Source organism: Streptomyces sp. NPDC025721 (genome assembly GCF_055558595.1).
Map to the genome: position 1 here is coordinate 115,541 of NZ_JBVHMF010000003.1, position 14,921 is coordinate 130,461.

The window sequence follows — 14,921 nt, forward strand, 5'->3', positions numbered from 1 at the left end:
CGCGCGGCCGACCACGACGCACCGCGACTGTGCACACCACAGCAGGCGGCACCCCCTGGGCGCGCGGGAAACCGCGCGCTCGGCCAGGACGCACCGCCACTGTGCACACCACAACAGGCGGCACCCCCTGGGGCCACGACCGCGCCGCCGAGGTGCATGCTGCCGTCAGCGGCGCCCCCTCCGGGGAGGAGGAGCAGGGCCCGGTGAGGGCCTGAGCTCCAGGCGGCGGCACCCCGTGCGGGGGCTACCCCTTCTCGGTGACGCCCGCCGCGTCGAAGGTGGCGACTTCGTGCATGACGCGCGCCGCGCTCTGGACGAGGGGCAGCGCGAGCAAGGCCCCGGTGCCTTCGCCGAGGCGGAGGTCGAGGTCGACGAGGGGCCGCAGCCCCAGCGTGGTGAGCGCGGCGACATGCCCGGGCTCGGCGCTGCGGTGCCCGGCGATGCAGGCGGCGAGCACCTCGGGGGCGATGGCGCGAGCGACCAGGGCGGCGGCACCGGCGCTGACGCCGTCGAGGATGACGGGGGTACGGAGGGCCGCGGCGCCGAGCAGGAGCCCGACCATGGCGGCGTGTTCGAGACCGCCGATGGCGGTGAGGACGCCGATGGGGTCGCCGGGGTCGGGCCGGTGCAGGTCGAGGGCGCGCCGGACGACCTCGACCTTGCGGGCGTGCATCTCGTCGTTGATGCCGGTGCCGCGCCCGGTGACCTCGGCGGGGTCGACGCCGGTGTAGACGGCGATGAGGGCGGCGGACGTCGTGGTGTTCGCGATGCCCATCTCGCCGGTGAGCAGCGCCTTGTTGCCCGCGGCGACGAGGTCGCGGGCGGTCTCGATGCCGACCTCGATGGCGCGCAGCGCCTCTTCGCGGGTCATCGCGGGCCCCGCGGTGAAGTCGGCGGTGCCCGCGCGGACCTTGCGCGGCAACAGCCCCGGGGTGCTGGGCAGTTCGGAGGCGACGCCGACGTCCACGACGCAGACCTCGGCGCCGACCTGGTTGGCGAAGGCGTTGCAGACGGCGCCGCCGCCGAGGAAGTTTGCCACCATCTGCGCGGTGACCTCCTGCGGCCACGCGGTGACGCCCTGGGCGTGCACCCCGTGGTCACCGGCGAAGATCGCCACGGCCGCGGGCTCGGGGATCGGCGGCGGGCACTGCCGCGAAAGCCCGCTGAGCTGCGCGGAGATGATCTCCAGCATGCCCAGCGCGCCCGCCGGTTTCGTCATCCGCTTCTGCCGCTCCCACGCCTCGCCGAGCGCCTTGGCGTCCAGCGGGCGGATGCCGCGCAGCGTCTCTTCCAGCAGGTCGTGCGGCTCCTCGCCGGGCAGCGCGCGGTTGCCGTACTCCTCGTCGTGCACGACCCACGACAGCGGGCGGCGCTGCGACCACCCGGCCTGCATCAGCTCGGGCTCGTCGGGGAATTCGTCGACGTACCCGACGCACAGGTAGGCGACGACCTCCAGGTGCTCGGGCAGGCCGAGCTCGGTGACCATCTGGCGCTCGTCGAAGAAGGAGACCCAGCCGACGCCGAGTCCTTCCGCGCGGGCGGCGAGCCACAGGTTCTCCACGGCGAGCGCGGAGGAGTACGGCGCCATCTGCGGCTGCGTGTGGCGGCCGAGGGTGTGCCGGCCGCCACGGGTGGGGTCGGCGGTCACCACGATGTTGACCGGGGTGTCGAGGATCGCCTCGATCTTCAGCTCGCGGAACTGCCGCGCCCGGCCCTTGGGGAGCGACTTGGCGTACGCCTCCCGCTGCTGCATGGCCAGTTCGTGCATCTTCTCGCGGGTCTTCGCCGACCTGATGACGACGAAGTCCCACGGCTGCGAGTGCCCGACGCTGGGCGCGGTGTGCGCCGCCTCCAGGACGCGCAGCAGCACGTCGTGCGGGATCGGGTCGGAGCGGAAGCCGTTGCGGATGTCTCGCCGTTCGCGGATCACCCGGTGCACGGCGTCCCGGACGGCGGGCTCGTACGCCTCCGCCGCGGGCCCCTGCTGCGGGACGACCGCGACCGGCAGCGGCTGGGCCTCTTCGGCCTCGGCGACAGCGGCGGCGACCGGCTCGGGTGCGACGGGCTCGGGGGCGACGGGCTCCGCGACGACCGGCTCCGCGACGACGGCCTCGGGGACGGCCTCCACGGGCGCGGCCTCGGTTTCGGGAGTCGCCTCGGGCGCGGTCTCGGCCGACTGCGCCGGAGCAGCGGCCTGTTCCGGTACGCCCGCCGGTTCCGGCACGGCGACCGGCTCGGCCGCGGCGGGCGCGGGCGTCCCCTCGGCGGGCGTCTGCCGGACGGCCTCCACGGGTACGGCTTCCACGGGCGCGGCCTCGGCCGGTGCCGCTTCCACCGGCACGGCCTCGGGCAGCGGCGCCGGAGCCTGTACGGCCGCCGACGGCTGCTCCTCGGGCGCGACGTGCGGCGCCTCCTGCTCGACCGGGGCCACGGGCGCGGCCTGCTCGGGAGCGGGCGCGTACTCGGCTGCGGCGGGCTGAGCGGGCGGCACGGGCCGGACCGGCTCGACGGCCACGGGCTGCGCCACGGCCTCGGGCTGCGCCACGGCCTCAGGTTGCGCGGCGGGTTCGGGCTGCGCGGCGGGTTCGGGGACGGCCACCGGCGCCGGGGCCTGGGCCGGGACGGCGGCGGCCGGGGCGGCGGCGGCCGGAGCCGTGGTCTCCTCCGGCGCGTCGTCGGGCGCGAGGAACGCGCGCAACGGGTCGGCGGGCCGCGCCGGGACGACGCTGTCGGCGTGCGGGATCAGCGACGGCTGGGAGGCGGCGGGGGCGGCGGGCCAGCCGCCGACCTGCTCGGCGCCCGCCGTGCCGGAGGCGGGAGTCCGGTCCGCGGCCTCGCCGGTCTGCTGGGCCGGGATGCCGGAGGTGTCGTCCTGCGGCACGTCGAGGTATTCGGGGCCGGAGGTCGGCGGGCCCGAGGCCCGTACCGGGGTCTGCGCCGGTGCCTGGGCGTGCGCGGGACCGCGGTCGGCCAGGGAGCGTACGGAGACGCCCCCGCCGATGCTGTCGGGCATCGGCGGGCCCATGTGCAGCGGGCGGCGCGGCGCGGCGGTCTGGGCGGCCTGGGCGCCGGCCGGCTGCGGCACACCGGCAGACGGCATCGGGACCGCGCCCGTGTCGCCGGGGCCGGCGAACTCGGCGGCCGGGGCCGCGTGCTCGGTACCGGTGTCGAAGCCGTAGCCGGGCGCCGGATTCCCCGCACCGGGCGTCGCGGCCTCGGCCACGGGCGGCACGGCCGGGGGCAGCGCCTCGCCGCCCTGCTGAGCGGCCTGCTGGACGTCCTGGGCCACGCCCTGCGGGAGCGGCTGCGGCGCGAGCACCGCCGCGTAGTCGATGGAGCCGGAGTCCCGGCCGCCCGCCTCGTGCGCGTCGGCGTGGGCCGGTACGGGCTGCGGCGGCACCGGCTGCGGGTCGCTCCAGGACCCCTGCGGGCCCGGCATGAGCAGCACGTCGTCCTCGTCGTCGATGCCCGCGCCGGGAGCGGCGGGCTGGTCGAGGTAGGTGTACGCGGGTGCGCCCTGTTCGTCGGGAAGCGGTTCCGCGCCCCAGCCGGGGACGGACGGCTGCGGTGCGGCAGTGCCGGGAAGCTCGGAGTGCGGCTGGCGAACCGCTTCCCCGACTGCGTTCTCCGGCAGCCCCTCGCCGGGGATCCGACCGGTGTCCGTCATGCGTGCCCCTCGCCCATCGGTTTCGCTCCTTCCAGCGCTGCACCGCGCGCGGCCCGACCCCCTCACGCAAGAGAACGAGCGTGCGGAGCAGCGGGCACGTGAGCGCCGGACGCCGCGGTTCTCGACGACCCGTCAACGCACGACGACGGCACAACGATCCGCCAGCCTACCCCGCTCGGCGCGGCGGCCCGTCCGGTGGTCCGCACCTCGGGACGCCCCGCGTACGATGCCCCGACACCCGTCCGCGACCGGCGCAAACGCCTTCTGCGCAGGCGTTTTTGATCATGCACAGATCAGCGGCGCGTGCCGCAGAGGGCAAAGGTCACCGAGCGTTCCCGCTCGGCCCACTCGGAATCCAGTTCGACGGATTGCAGGAGAGCGCGTTCCACCTCGTAACCGCCTTCCTCCAGTGCCCTGCTGACCGCTTCGGCCTCGTCGCGGGTGGTCGCGCCGGTCACGATCCGCTCCGGGCGGCGGGCCGCGCAGGCGGCGGTCACCTCGGCGTCGACGCACCCGATCCGTACCGCGTCGGGCTCCGGGAGGTCGTCCAGCACCTGGGGCGCCGGGCCGTGTACGACCTGGAGTTGGACCCCGGCCCTGCGGCCGGTGGCGGTGATCCAGTCGCACGCGTCGGCGTCCCGGTCGACGGCGATGACGGCGGCGCCGAAGCGCGCGGCTTCGACGGCGACGGCGCCGTCCGCGGAGCCGATGTCCCACACGAGGTCGCCGGTGCGCGGGCCGAGCCGGGCGAGTTGGAAGGCGCGCAAGTGCGCCGAGGTGTCGCCGCCGTATTCGGACGAGGGCAGCGCCCAGCCGCGGACCGGGCCGGGAAATCCGGGGTCGCGCCCGGCGATCCAGCCGCCGCGCTCCGCCGACGGTACGCCGAGACCGGCCGCTCCCGAACCGGCGGAGGTGGTGCCGCCGACGACCAGGACGACGTTCGGATCGCGCCAGATGTGGTCGGCGACGTTGTCGGAGGTGAGAACTGTCACCTGCTCCTGGTCGGTGCCGAGCGCTTCGCAGATGACGAAGGTGCGGTGGACTCCGGTGAGCAGCAGGGAGAGTTCGACCGGGCCCGCGCCGGGCGCGGTGAGCACGGCGACCTTCGGGTAGGCGCGGCAGACGTTGACCGCGCGGCGCAGGGAGCGGCCGTGCGCGACGACCACGCGGGCGTCGTCCCAGGGCATTCCGGCGCGGGCGAAGGCGGTGGCGACGGCGGAGACGCCGGGGATGACCTCGATCTCCAGGCCGTGTTCCGGCGCCCGCAGCGCGCGGACGACGCCGAAGAAGCCGGGGTCGCCGTCGGCGAGTACGACGGCGCTGCCGCGGTGCTTGGCGATCCTGCGGGCGGCGATCTCGATGCTGCCCAGCACGATCCGCTCGGCGTGCTCGGGGATGTGCGACAGCGCGAGATGGTGTTTGGTGCCCGCGACCAGGGTGGCGGCGTTCAGTGCGGCGCGGGCCGCGTCGGACGGAGGTGAGCCGTCCCATCCGATCACGGTGACCCGGTCGGCCATCGTCGTCTGCCTCCATGGCTGTGCGGATCGCTGCGGACCAGGTCACGGCACGGCGGCGTGGCGCGCCCCGGTCCCGGGGGGAGAACACTATCCGGGCCCGGGTGCCCGGGGACGAGGCGAGGGGGCAGGTATCCGCCACGGCGTCCTCGGAGCCGGTGGACGGGAGGGCTCAGCGCCAGTCGGCGTACGCGCTGAAGTCGGCGTGGGCGTCGTATCCGCCGTCGCCGGAAGCCTGGCCCGGACCCTCGTCCAGGTCCTCGGGCAGCACGCTCCACACCAGCAGGTCGGTGCGGATCTCGGCCCAGCGGCCGTCCTCGGTCTGGCTGCGGACGATGCCCGCGTTGCGCAGTACGCCCTCGCTGACGCAGCCGATCTTCTGCGCGACCTGCTGGGAGGCGGTGTTGTCGGCCGCGGTGCGCAGCTCCAGCCGCTCGAAGCGCTGGTCGGTGAAGAGCCAGTGGCAGACGGCCTGCACCGATTCGCTGGCGTATCCCTCGCCGCGCGCCCAGGCGGCGGTGAGGTAACCCACCTCGCTGCCGCGGATCCGCCAGTCGGTGTTGTGCAGGTGGACGGTGCCGACCAGCCGCTGGGTGAGGAATTCGGTGACGGCCAGGACGATGCCGCGGCCGGACTCGCGCTCGGCGGGCGCGGTCCTGGTGACGAACGCGCGGGCGTCGTCCTGCGAATACGGCTGCGGTACGCCGGTCCACGCGATGATCAGCTCGTCGTTCATCATCTCCGCCAGGGCGGGGATGTCGGCCTCCTCGTACGCGCGCAGCACCAGCCGCTCCGTACTGATGGAGATGTCCGGAAAGGTGGGCGTCATTCGCTGCTCCGTAACCAGGGCATGTGTGGATTGCACAGCATGCAGCATCCCGCACGGCATGGGCCGGGCAGGGTCGCCGGGGCGGGAGTGGGGTGCGCGGCGGCGAACGCCCTTCCAGAGTAGGGCGAATGCCGGTCAGGGCGGGTATCCGTGAACGTCATCCGATCCTGCTACCGTCAGCCCGCGTGACAGTGCACCACGCAGCAGGAGTCGGCTACCAACGGGCAGCGGAGGTCTACGAGAGCTCCCGGCCCTCCTATCCGCTCGCCGCGCTCGCCGCGCTGGCGGACGCGTTGCCCCTGGAAGCGGGCCGTACCGTGGTCGATCTCGGCGCGGGCACCGGCAAGTTCACCCGTCTGCTGGCACTGACCGGGGCCGAGGTGCTCGCGGTGGAGCCGGTGAAGGAGATGCGGGAGCGGCTCGCCGAGCTGCTGCCCGCGGTCGCGGTGAACGCGGGGACGGCGGAGACGACGGGGCTGCCCGACGGCTGCGCGGACGCCGTGGTGGCGGCGCAGTCCTGGCACTGGTTCGAGGAGCCGGCCGCGCTGACCGAGGTGGAGCGGCTGCTGCGGCCGGGCGGCGCGCTGGCGCTGGTGTGGAACACCTTCGACACCTCGGAGCCGTGGATGCGCGACTTCCAGGACATCTACTTCCGGCTGGCGCCGCGCGATCTGCCCCGCCCGCCGCTGTCCTCCGGCCTCGGCGACGCGGCCTGGCGCAAGCCGTTCGAGTCGCGGCCCGGCTGGGGGGCGATCGAGGAGCGGCACTGGCCCAATCCGCACTCCACGACGGTCGCGGACATCGTCGACCGGATGATGTCGTCCAGCCATATCGCCGTCCTCGACGCGACCGCCCAGGGGCGGGTGCGCGCGGAGTTGGAGGCGGTGCTGGGGGCGCACCACGCGACGCGCAGCAGCGGCGCGATCGAGATGCCGTACGTGACGGACGTGTACTGGGTGCGGCACGGCTGAGGCCCCGCGCCCTCGGGGGGAGCGGGGCCCGTGCGCGGCGGTCAGGCCGCCGGGGCGCCGAAGGCCGGTATCACCGAGCCCTTGAAGGTCGTCTCGATGTACTGCTTCACCTCGGGCGAGTTGAGCAGTTCCGCGAGCTTCTTCACGCGCGGGTCGTTCTCGTTGCCCTTCTTGACGGCCAGGAAGTTGGCGTACGGATTCCCGTCCGCCTTCTCCAGCGCCAGCGCGTCCTTGGCCGGGCTGAGATCGGCCTGGATCGCGTAGTTGCCGTTGATCACGCCCGCGTGCACGTCGTCCAGGGAGCGCGGGAGCTGGGCGGCCTCCAGCTCCTTGAACTTCAGGTGCTTCGGGTTGGCCGTGACGTCGGCGGGGGTCGCGGTCTGGTCGGTGCCCGCCTTGAGGGTGATCAGGCCGTTGTCGGCGAGCAGCTTGAGCGCGCGTGCCTCGTTGGTCGTGTCGTTCGGTACGGCGACGCTCGCGCCGTCCTTGAGCGCGCCGATCGACGTGATCTTGTGGGAGTACAGGCCCAGCGGCTCCAGCTCGACGTTGACGACGGGCACGATGTGGGTGCCGTTCTTCTTGTTGAAGTCGTCCAGGTAGGGCTTGTGCTGGAAGAAGTTCGCGCCGACCTCGCCCTGCTCGGTGGCGGTGTTGGGCAGCACGTAGTCGGAGAACTCCTTGACCTGGAGGTCGAGTCCGGCCTTCTTCGCCAGGTGGTCCTTGACGTAGTCGAGGATCTGCGCGTGCGGGGTGGGGCTCGCCGCGACCACGAGCGGGCCGCTGGTGTCCTTGGCGCTCGCCTTGGAGTCGGAGTCGGAGCCGCAGGCGGTGAGGCCGAGCGAGAGCGCGGCGGCGGCGAGGACGGCGGCGGTGATGGTGGTGTTGTTTCGCACGAAAAGTGCCTCTTTCTGGTTTATCCGGGTCGTGCTGGGTGGTGCGGCGCCGCGACGCTGCGGTGCCAGGGGGACAGAAGCGGGTCGGGACGGGAGAGTCGGGCGGTCAGGAGGCTGTCGCCGGGCGCAGCAGGCGCAGCCGGGGGGCCGCGCCGGACCGGCCGCGGCGAGCGACGGTGCGGGCGGCGAAGTCCCCGACGAGCTGGACGAGGGTGACCACGACGACGAGCACGGCGACGATCACCCACATGAAGCCGGTCTCGAAGCGCTGGTAGCCGTAGCGCAGCGCGAGGTCGCCGAGCCCGCCGCCGCCGACCACCCCGGCCATCGCGGAGTAGCCGATCAGCGCGATGACGGTGGTGGTGGCGCTGGCGATCAGTGAGGCGAGGGACTCCGGCAGCAGCACCTTGCGGACCACCGTCCACGTACTGCCGCCCATCGCCTGGACGGCCTCTACCAGGCCGTGGTCCACCTCGCGGACCGCCGTCTCGACCAGCCGGGCGAAGAACGGGATCGCGCCGACGGCCAGCGGGACGACGGCCGCCTCCCAGCCGATGGTGGTGCCGACGATCGCCCGGGTGAAGGACATCAGGGCGATCATCAGGATCACGAACGGCAGCGACCTGCCGATGTTCACGACGACGCCGAGGACGCGGTTGACGGGCAGACAGCGCAGCAGGCCGCCCCGGTCGGTGAGGACCAGCAGGACACCGATCGGCAGCCCCGCGGCCACCGATATGACCGTGGCCCAGGCGACCATGCGCAGCGTCTCGCCACCCGCCTGCGTGAGCAGCGGGTGCATCTCGGACCAGGTCACTTCGCCGTCTCCCCGACCGTGTTCCGGGCCTTCTCCCCCGCCGTGTTCCCCGCCGTGTCTCCTGCCGCGACCGGCTCGGCCTTGGCGGCGACGACGGCGACGTCCAGGCCCTGCTCGCGCAGGTAGCCGATCGGCACCACGTTGTCCTCGAAGCGGCCCGGCAGCTCGATCCGCATCCGGCCGATCTGCCGTCCGTCGTAGGTCTCCATGGCCGCGCCGAGGATGGAGATGTCCACGTTGTACGTGCGCGCCAGCCGGGAGATCACCGGCCGGGTCGCGCTGTCGCCGTGGAAGGTGAGGTCGACCACCGTACGGTCGGGGCCCGACGCGTCGCCGTCCACGGGGAACAGCTCGTCGGCCAGCTCGGAACCGGGGGTGGCCAGCAGTTCGGCCACGGTGCCTGACTCCACTACGCGTCCGCCTTTCATGAGTGCCGCCGAGTCGCAGACCTGCTTGACGACGTCCATCTCGTGGGTGATCAACAGGACGGTCAGGCCGAGCTGCCGGTTGAGGTCGCGCAGCAGCCGCAGCACGGACCGGGTGGTCTCCGGGTCGAGTGCCGAGGTGGCCTCGTCGGAGAGCAGCACCTTGGGGTCGCCCGCCAGGGCGCGGGCGATGCCGACGCGCTGCTTCTGGCCGCCGGACAGCTGCGCGGGGTAGGCGCGGGCCTTGTCGGACAGGCCGACCAGGTCGAGGAGTTCACCGGCCTTGCGGGCCCGCTGGCGGCCGGAGATCCCCAGGATCTCCAGCGGGAGTTCGACGTTGTCCTGCACGGTGCGCGAGGAGAGCAGATTGAAGTGCTGGAAGACCATGCCGATCCCGGCGCGGGCGGCGCGCAGGGCGGCGGGGGCGCGGTCGGAGCGTCCGGCCAGCGCGGTCAGGTCGCGGCCCGCCACCTCGACGGTGCCGGAGGTGGGGCGCTCCAGCAGGTTCACGCAGCGGATCAGGGTGCTCTTGCCCGCGCCGCTGCGGCCGACGACGCCGTAGACCTCGCCTTCGCGTACCCGCAGGTCCACCCCGTCCAGGGCGGTGACCTCACGGTCGCGCGAGCGGTAGACCTTTCTCAGGTCGGTGGTGGTGATCACAGGAGCGTCCATCGGGGTCGAGCGCGCGGCGGACGTACCACCGCGCACGGGGGCGTTCTTCTCGGGACGCGGCACGCGGCGGCACGCCGGAAAGGGCGGCGGGCCTCAAAGGATTTCGGCGGCGCTCTGGGCGCTGCGCCGGTGCGTGACGCGGGGCACTCGCTTCGGGGCGCGAGGCGTGGAGGTGGGCCCTCGGTCAGTCACACATTCGACACGCACAACGAACACCGGGCGTGATCGCCTCGGTCGCGCGGCTGCGGCTGTTCGTCGTGGTCATGCGTTCCAGTAAACCAGACGGGTGGCCGCGTTCCGAAATCCGGTCCGATTGTTCATTATGCGGACACACTCACGGGGCCGCCCCGGCGGGCGGCAGGGCGGGCGGGGACGGGAGATCCGGGCGGGCAGGGGTGGGAGATCCGGGCGTCACGCCCCGTAATAGAGTCGCCGCATGCTCGACGCGGTCCTCATCACGGTCTCGGTCACGGCGCTGCTGCTCGCGGCGTGGTGCGGTTTCGCCGCGTACCGTGACCAGCCGACCAACGACTGGCACTTCATCGCGATGGCCGTGGTCACCGCGGCCGCGCTGGTGCAGCTCGTGATCGCGATCGTGCAGCTCGCCCGCGGCGACCGGCCGCAGCACGGGATGGCGGTCTTCCTCCCGTATCTGCTGGGCGCGGCCGTGACGATCCCGGCGGCGGCCTTCATGTCCCTTGCCGAGCGGACGCGTTGGGGCTCGTCGATCGTGGCGGCCGGCGGCGTGGTGCTGGCCGTGCTCGAACTGCGGCTCAACGAGATCTGGGGAGCCGGCCATGGCTGACGGCACACGCGCGACACGCGCACGGGCACGGACGAAGACGCTGACGAAGGGCACGGACGGCATGAAGGACACGGGGGACGGCACCGCGGCCGAGGCGGCCCAGGACGCGCCGGGGACGCGGATCGGCCAGGGCCCCGGCCGGCTGCTGCTCTCGCTCTACGCGGTCTTCACCGTCGCGGCGCTGTCCCGGTCGATCGTGCAGATCGCGACCAAGTACCACGAGGCACCGCTGGCGTACGTCCTGTCGGGCGTCGCGGGCGTGGTCTACGCGGTGATCACCGTCGCGCTGTGGAAGGGCGGCGAGGCGGCCCGCAAGGTGGCGCTGGTGTGCTGCTCGGCCGAGCTGGCCGGTGTGATCGCGGTGGGCACCCTGACGGTCGTGGACTCCTCGGCCTTCCCCGACGCGACCGTCTGGTCGGACTTCGGGATCGGCTACCTCTTCCTGCCGCTGGCCCTCCCCGTGGCCGGTCTGCTGTGGCTGCGCCGTGCCGCCCGCGAGGCGGGGCGGCCACAGGAACAGCAGACCGGGTCCGGGGCCTGATCCGTACGCGAGGCGCCGTGGAACGCGGCTCAGGCGGTGGCCGCGTAGCCCGCCGTGGCGGCGGCCTTCTCCATGGTCACCAGGCTCAGCCGACGGCTGACCGGCTCCGCGGCGCCCACCTGCTCGTAACCGAGCTTGCGGTACATCCGCAGATTGACCTGGCTGCGGTGGCCGGTGAAGAGCCGGTAGCGCTTGGCCTCCTCCTCGGCCGCCAGTCGCTCCTCGACGGCGTTGAGCAGCCGCCCGCCGAGGCCGTGTCGTTGAAGTCGCGGGTGGACGATCAGTTTCCCGATCCGCGCGGTGCCGTCGTCGTCGACGACTCCGCGTACCGAGCCGACGACCTCGTCGCCCAGGCGCGCCACCAGGACGCACCCCCCGGCGAGTTCGGCACGCAGCTCGTCCAGGGTCTGGGTGAGAGGTTCGATGCTGTAGTCGCCGTACAGCTCCGCCTCGCTCTGGTAGCAGAGGTACTGGAGTTTGAGGATCTTCTCGGCGTCCGAGTGCTCCGCCGTAGAGATGGTCACGCTCATGCCCATGCGCGCAGGCCTCCCCTTCGAATCCGTCCGGGCAGTTTGAGGGTGAGGTATGCGCCCGGAACGAGTGCCTGAACGGAGTTGGTGCGGATATGCGCCGCCTCCGTGGCGCCGATGATCGCACAAACCCTTCGGTGGGGTACCGCCTGCGCCCCACCCAGTTCAGTCTCGTACGGGCGCGCCAAGGGTGCCCACTGCCGCCGACTGTTTACCGTGCATTACCCCGTCTCACCGGGGATCCAACCCTCGAATTCAGGATCGTCCGAAGACAGCCGAGGCAGCGCGACCTCAGCGGTCCGATGCTGCCCTGTGAGATTCCCAACTCGCGGGAGATTTCCCGGTAAGTGGGGTCGGAACGGGACATCAGGGCCGTGACGACCTGCGGGCAGCGGCCGGGCAGCCGCCGTACCGCCGCCTGGACCGTACGGTGTTGCTCCGCCGCCAGCACCAACTCCTCGACCCCGCGCAGCTGCGCGGGCGGGCCCGCGGCGTCCGGGTCCCCGTACGGGCGTTCGCTGCGGATGCGGCGGGCGTGGGCGCGGGCCTCGGCGCGGACCGCGCGGCGCACCCAGCGGTCCGGCTCGGGCGGCGGGCCGCCCAGTTCCAGCAGCCGCAGCCAGACGGCCTGTTCGAGGTCGGCGGCCTCGACACCGCCGCCGGGCAGCGCCTCGGCCGCGGCCTCGGCGGCCAGCAGCGGCCCGAGCGGCGCGTAGGGGTCCGCGGGGGTGTCCGCGGGACGGCGGGCGCGGTCGTCGGCGTGCGGGGCCGCGGACAGGTCGGGGTGGTCCATGGGGATCTGCATATCCGCTGGCACGAGACGGCCGCGCCGGACGGTTGCCCGGCGCGGCCGTTTTCACCACATGGAGTGGCGGTGGCGGTTCAGGACGTCGGGGTTCAGGACGTCCAGAAGTCCTCGCGGGCCAGTACGGCGGTGTCGGCGTTGTCGGTGAACAGGCCGTCGATGCCGGTCGCGAACCACGTCTTGAAGGCGGCCAGCGGGTCGCCGTACGCGTTGGGATCCGTGCCGACCTGGAAGTCGGCGGGCAGGAACTGGTTCTCGTTGCGCGCGGTGAAGGGGTGCAGCACCAGACCGGCCTTGTGCGCGTCCTTGACGACGGCGGTGGGCCGGAGCAGCCTGCCCGAGGCGTCGCGCGGGATGATCACGTCGGTGGTCGGGCCGATGCCCTGGGCGAATCCGGCGATCCAGCGCAGCCCGGCCGGGGTGACGAGGTCGGCCACGGTCCGCTTGTCGCCGGAGACGACGAAGTCCCAGGGCCGCGAGGTGAGGCCGTTGAGCAGGAAGATCTTGGGCGCGGCGCCGCCGAGCGCGCCGAGCCGCTGGAGGCTCTGCGCCTCGAAGGACTGGAGGAACTGCGGGGCGTCGGCGCGGTGCCTGCCGTACTGCTTGAGCAGCTTGATCAGCCGCTCCTCCAGCGGCAGGCCGATGCCGCGGAAGTACGTGGGGTGCTTGGTCTCGGTGTGCAGCCAGACCGGCTTGCCGCGCTTGCGGCCCTCGCGGTCGGCCCAGGCCAGCACCTCCTCGAAGGTGGGGATCGCCCAGCGGCCGTTGTAGACGGTGTTGCGCTGGCGGACGGCGGGCAGCCGTTCGACGGCGCGCAGCCGCTTGAGTTCAGCGAGGGTGAAGTCCTCGGTGAACCAGCCGGTGGTGGGGGTGCCGTCGATGGTCTTGGTGGTTTTGCGGCCGGCGAACTCCGGGTGGTCGGCGACGTCGGTGGTGCCGCCGATCTCCGGTTCGTGGCGGCAGACGAGGTGGCCGTCCCTGGTGGGTACGACGTCCTGCTCGACGACGTCCGCGCCGATCTCCAGCGCGTACTCGTAGGAGCCGAAGGTGTGCTCGGGCCGGTATCCGGCGCTGCCGCGGTGCCCGACGATGGTCGGGACCGGCAGCTTGGGCGCGCCGCCGTGGCCGGGGGCGCCGTGCCGGGGCCGGGCGGTGGACTGTTCCCGGGCCTGCGCCGTACCGGCCGTGCCGAGTACCGCGCCGCCCGCGCCGAGTGCCGCCGCGGACAGGACAGCGCGCCTGCCGAGGCCGGTCTTGTGCTGGTCATCCGTCATGCGCGCATCGTGCCGTGAAAGTCTGTCGCCCCGTCGACATCAGCCGTAACACACACCTAACGCGTGTCAACACTGCGTAGCGGACGTGTGAACCCGGCGTGCGGCGGGGCCCCGCGCGGAAGTATCGTCCTTGTGTACGGTGCGGCGTCCCGCGGTCCCGCCGGTCCTGCGGTCAGGCTGCCGTCGTACCGCGACATCGCAGCACCGCCGCCGTCCGTCCCGCCCAGGCGTGTCCGAACCGGAGGATCCGTTGTCCCGCATGTCCCGCAGCTTGCTCAAGGCGATTCTCGGAGTGCTCATGCGCGTCCTGTACCGCCCCGTGGTCGAGGGCGTGGACGGCATCCCCGGTGACGGTCCGGTGATCCTGGCCGGGAATCACGTCACCTTCGTGGACTCGATGTTCCTGTCGCTGGTGGTGGACCGGCAGGTGTACTTCATCGGCAAGGACGAGTACGTGACGGGCAAGGGCGTCAAGGGCCGGCTGATGGCCTGGTTCTTCACCACCTGCGGCATGATCCCGGTGGACCGGGACGGCGGCCACGGCGGTGTCGCGGCGCTGATGACCGGCCGCCGCGTGCTGGACGAGGGCAAGATCTTCGGCATCTACCCCGAGGGCACCCGTTCCCCCGATGGCCGTCTGTACCGCGGCCGGACCGGAATCGCCCGGTTGGCCCTGATGACCGGCGCCCCGGTGGTGCCCTTCGCGATGGTCGGCACCGACAAGGTGCAGCCCGGCGGCAAGGGGATGCCCCGGATCGCCCCGGTCACCATCCGCTTCGGCTCCCCGCTGACCTTCTCCCGCTACGAGGGCATGGACCGCGACCGCTATGTGCTGCGCGCCCTGACCGACGAGGTCATGAGCGAGGTCATGCGGCTCGGCGGCCAGGAGTACGTGGACATCTACGCGACGAAGGCCAAGGCCGCCTGATACGGCGGGGGCCGCGCCCGGCGCCCGCTGTGACATGGCGGGTTCACGGGGGCCGGTTACGCGGCTGGCGGTGGCCGGTTCGGCGGCTCGCCGCGGACGGCTGATAGCGGGCGTCGACGACTGGACGGGCTGCCTGATGCTGATGCAGCCCGGCCAGGTCGACGCGGCCTCGACCGACGACACCATCCTGATCGGACTGGCCGCGCAGACCCCAACACCAAACTGACCGGCCCACGTTTCACCGATGAGC

14 protein-coding genes are annotated in these 14,921 nt (G+C 73.0%); 5 read left to right on the forward strand and 9 right to left on the reverse strand.

Annotated features, from left to right (window positions below; translation table 11 throughout):
- Positions 1–244: 244 nt before the first annotated feature.
- The 3 genes from cobT to ACZ4EF_RS06935 all read right to left on the reverse strand — a co-directional run bounded on the left by cobT (position 245) and on the right by ACZ4EF_RS06935 (position 6,010).
- Positions 245–3,667 (reverse strand): nicotinate-nucleotide--dimethylbenzimidazole phosphoribosyltransferase, encoded by a 3,423-nt coding sequence (gene cobT / locus ACZ4EF_RS06925; protein WP_467503160.1) that lies wholly within the window; start codon positions 3,665–3,667, stop codon positions 245–247.
- 293 nt (positions 3,668–3,960) lie between these two features.
- Positions 3,961–5,184 carry a precorrin-6y C5,15-methyltransferase (decarboxylating) subunit CbiE gene (gene cbiE / locus ACZ4EF_RS06930; protein ID WP_467503162.1) on the reverse strand — a complete coding sequence of 408 codons (1,224 nt, stop codon included), beginning with the start codon at positions 5,182–5,184 and terminating at the stop codon, positions 3,961–3,963.
- A 169-nt stretch (positions 5,185–5,353) separates the two neighbouring features.
- Positions 5,354–6,010 carry a GNAT family N-acetyltransferase gene (locus ACZ4EF_RS06935; RefSeq protein WP_401307025.1) on the reverse strand — a complete coding sequence of 219 codons (657 nt, stop codon included), beginning with the start codon at positions 6,008–6,010 and terminating at the stop codon, positions 5,354–5,356.
- Positions 6,011–6,195: 185 nt separating this feature from the next.
- Here ACZ4EF_RS06935 and ACZ4EF_RS06940 point away from each other — a divergent pair, with 185 nt between their 5' ends.
- Positions 6,196–6,981, forward strand: coding sequence for a class I SAM-dependent methyltransferase (locus tag ACZ4EF_RS06940; protein WP_391126213.1), 786 nt, complete (start codon positions 6,196–6,198; stop codon positions 6,979–6,981).
- Positions 6,982–7,022: 41 nt separating this feature from the next.
- On the opposite strand, the gene ACZ4EF_RS06945 is transcribed toward ACZ4EF_RS06940, so the two are convergent.
- The 3 genes from ACZ4EF_RS06945 to ACZ4EF_RS06955 all read right to left on the reverse strand — a co-directional run bounded on the left by ACZ4EF_RS06945 (position 7,023) and on the right by ACZ4EF_RS06955 (position 9,776).
- On the reverse strand, positions 7,023–7,874 hold the full coding sequence (locus ACZ4EF_RS06945) for a MetQ/NlpA family ABC transporter substrate-binding protein (RefSeq protein ID WP_467503165.1): 852 nt from the start codon (positions 7,872–7,874) through the stop codon (positions 7,023–7,025).
- A gap of 106 nt (positions 7,875–7,980) precedes the next feature.
- Positions 7,981–8,691, reverse strand: a complete 711-nt coding sequence (locus ACZ4EF_RS06950; RefSeq protein WP_355332624.1) for a methionine ABC transporter permease — start codon at positions 8,689–8,691, stop codon at positions 7,981–7,983.
- Positions 8,688–9,776 (reverse strand): methionine ABC transporter ATP-binding protein, encoded by a 1,089-nt coding sequence (locus ACZ4EF_RS06955; protein ID WP_391046524.1) that lies wholly within the window; start codon positions 9,774–9,776, stop codon positions 8,688–8,690. Before ACZ4EF_RS06955 ends, ACZ4EF_RS06950 begins: the two co-directional genes overlap by 4 nt.
- Before the next feature lie 448 nt (positions 9,777–10,224).
- On the opposite strand from ACZ4EF_RS06955, the gene ACZ4EF_RS06960 reads away from it, so the two are divergent.
- Both ACZ4EF_RS06960 and ACZ4EF_RS06965 read left to right on the forward strand, forming a co-directional pair.
- Positions 10,225–10,593, forward strand: coding sequence for a hypothetical protein (locus ACZ4EF_RS06960; protein ID WP_391046521.1), 369 nt, complete (start codon positions 10,225–10,227; stop codon positions 10,591–10,593).
- The gene (locus ACZ4EF_RS06965; RefSeq protein ID WP_391046519.1) at positions 10,586–11,134 is read left to right on the forward strand and encodes a hypothetical protein; all 549 of its coding nucleotides are present in this window, start codon (positions 10,586–10,588) and stop codon (positions 11,132–11,134) included. The genes ACZ4EF_RS06960 and ACZ4EF_RS06965 overlap by 8 nt, the downstream gene beginning before the upstream one ends.
- Before the next feature lie 29 nt (positions 11,135–11,163).
- Here ACZ4EF_RS06965 and ACZ4EF_RS06970 read toward each other — a convergent pair whose 3' ends face one another.
- From ACZ4EF_RS06970 to ACZ4EF_RS06980, 3 genes are all read right to left on the reverse strand, one after another.
- The gene (locus ACZ4EF_RS06970) at positions 11,164–11,670 is read right to left on the reverse strand and encodes a GNAT family N-acetyltransferase (protein WP_355332631.1); all 507 of its coding nucleotides are present in this window, start codon (positions 11,668–11,670) and stop codon (positions 11,164–11,166) included.
- 205 nt (positions 11,671–11,875) lie between these two features.
- Complete coding sequence (locus tag ACZ4EF_RS06975) at positions 11,876–12,457, reverse strand: sigma-70 RNA polymerase sigma factor region 4 domain-containing protein (RefSeq protein WP_391160874.1); 582 nt, start codon at positions 12,455–12,457, stop codon at positions 11,876–11,878.
- A gap of 104 nt (positions 12,458–12,561) precedes the next feature.
- Positions 12,562–13,743, reverse strand: coding sequence for a glycerophosphodiester phosphodiesterase (locus ACZ4EF_RS06980; protein WP_355332636.1), 1,182 nt, complete (start codon positions 13,741–13,743; stop codon positions 12,562–12,564).
- A gap of 259 nt (positions 13,744–14,002) precedes the next feature.
- Between ACZ4EF_RS06980 and ACZ4EF_RS06985 the strand changes: the two genes are divergently transcribed.
- Together ACZ4EF_RS06985 and ACZ4EF_RS06990 are read left to right on the forward strand one after the other, a co-directional pair.
- On the forward strand, positions 14,003–14,671 hold the full coding sequence (locus ACZ4EF_RS06985; RefSeq protein ID WP_355332639.1) for a lysophospholipid acyltransferase family protein: 669 nt from the start codon (positions 14,003–14,005) through the stop codon (positions 14,669–14,671).
- 34 nt (positions 14,672–14,705) lie between these two features.
- The gene (locus tag ACZ4EF_RS06990) at positions 14,706–14,897 is read left to right on the forward strand and encodes a hypothetical protein (protein WP_467503170.1); all 192 of its coding nucleotides are present in this window, start codon (positions 14,706–14,708) and stop codon (positions 14,895–14,897) included.
- Positions 14,898–14,921: the final 24 nt, after the last annotated feature.

Bases quoted from the DNA above. Each gene is read 5' to 3' on its own strand.
- ACZ4EF_RS06990 (WP_467503170.1), top strand. From the start codon at position 14,706: ATGGCGGGTTCACGGGGGCCGGTTACGCGGCTGGCGGTGGCCGGTTCG.
- ACZ4EF_RS06965 (WP_391046519.1), top strand. From the start codon at position 10,586: ATGGCTGACGGCACACGCGCGACACGCGCACGGGCACGGACGAAGACG.
- ACZ4EF_RS06975 (WP_391160874.1), bottom strand. From the start codon at position 12,457: ATGGACCACCCCGACCTGTCCGCGGCCCCGCACGCCGACGACCGCGCC.
- cbiE (WP_467503162.1), bottom strand. From the start codon at position 5,184: ATGGCCGACCGGGTCACCGTGATCGGATGGGACGGCTCACCTCCGTCC.
- ACZ4EF_RS06980 (WP_355332636.1), bottom strand. From the start codon at position 13,743: ATGACGGATGACCAGCACAAGACCGGCCTCGGCAGGCGCGCTGTCCTG.
- ACZ4EF_RS06970 (WP_355332631.1), bottom strand. From the start codon at position 11,670: ATGGGCATGAGCGTGACCATCTCTACGGCGGAGCACTCGGACGCCGAG.
- cobT (WP_467503160.1), bottom strand. From the start codon at position 3,667: ATGACGGACACCGGTCGGATCCCCGGCGAGGGGCTGCCGGAGAACGCA.
- ACZ4EF_RS06985 (WP_355332639.1), top strand. From the start codon at position 14,003: ATGTCCCGCAGCTTGCTCAAGGCGATTCTCGGAGTGCTCATGCGCGTC.
- ACZ4EF_RS06935 (WP_401307025.1), bottom strand. From the start codon at position 6,010: ATGACGCCCACCTTTCCGGACATCTCCATCAGTACGGAGCGGCTGGTG.
- ACZ4EF_RS06960 (WP_391046521.1), top strand. From the start codon at position 10,225: ATGCTCGACGCGGTCCTCATCACGGTCTCGGTCACGGCGCTGCTGCTC.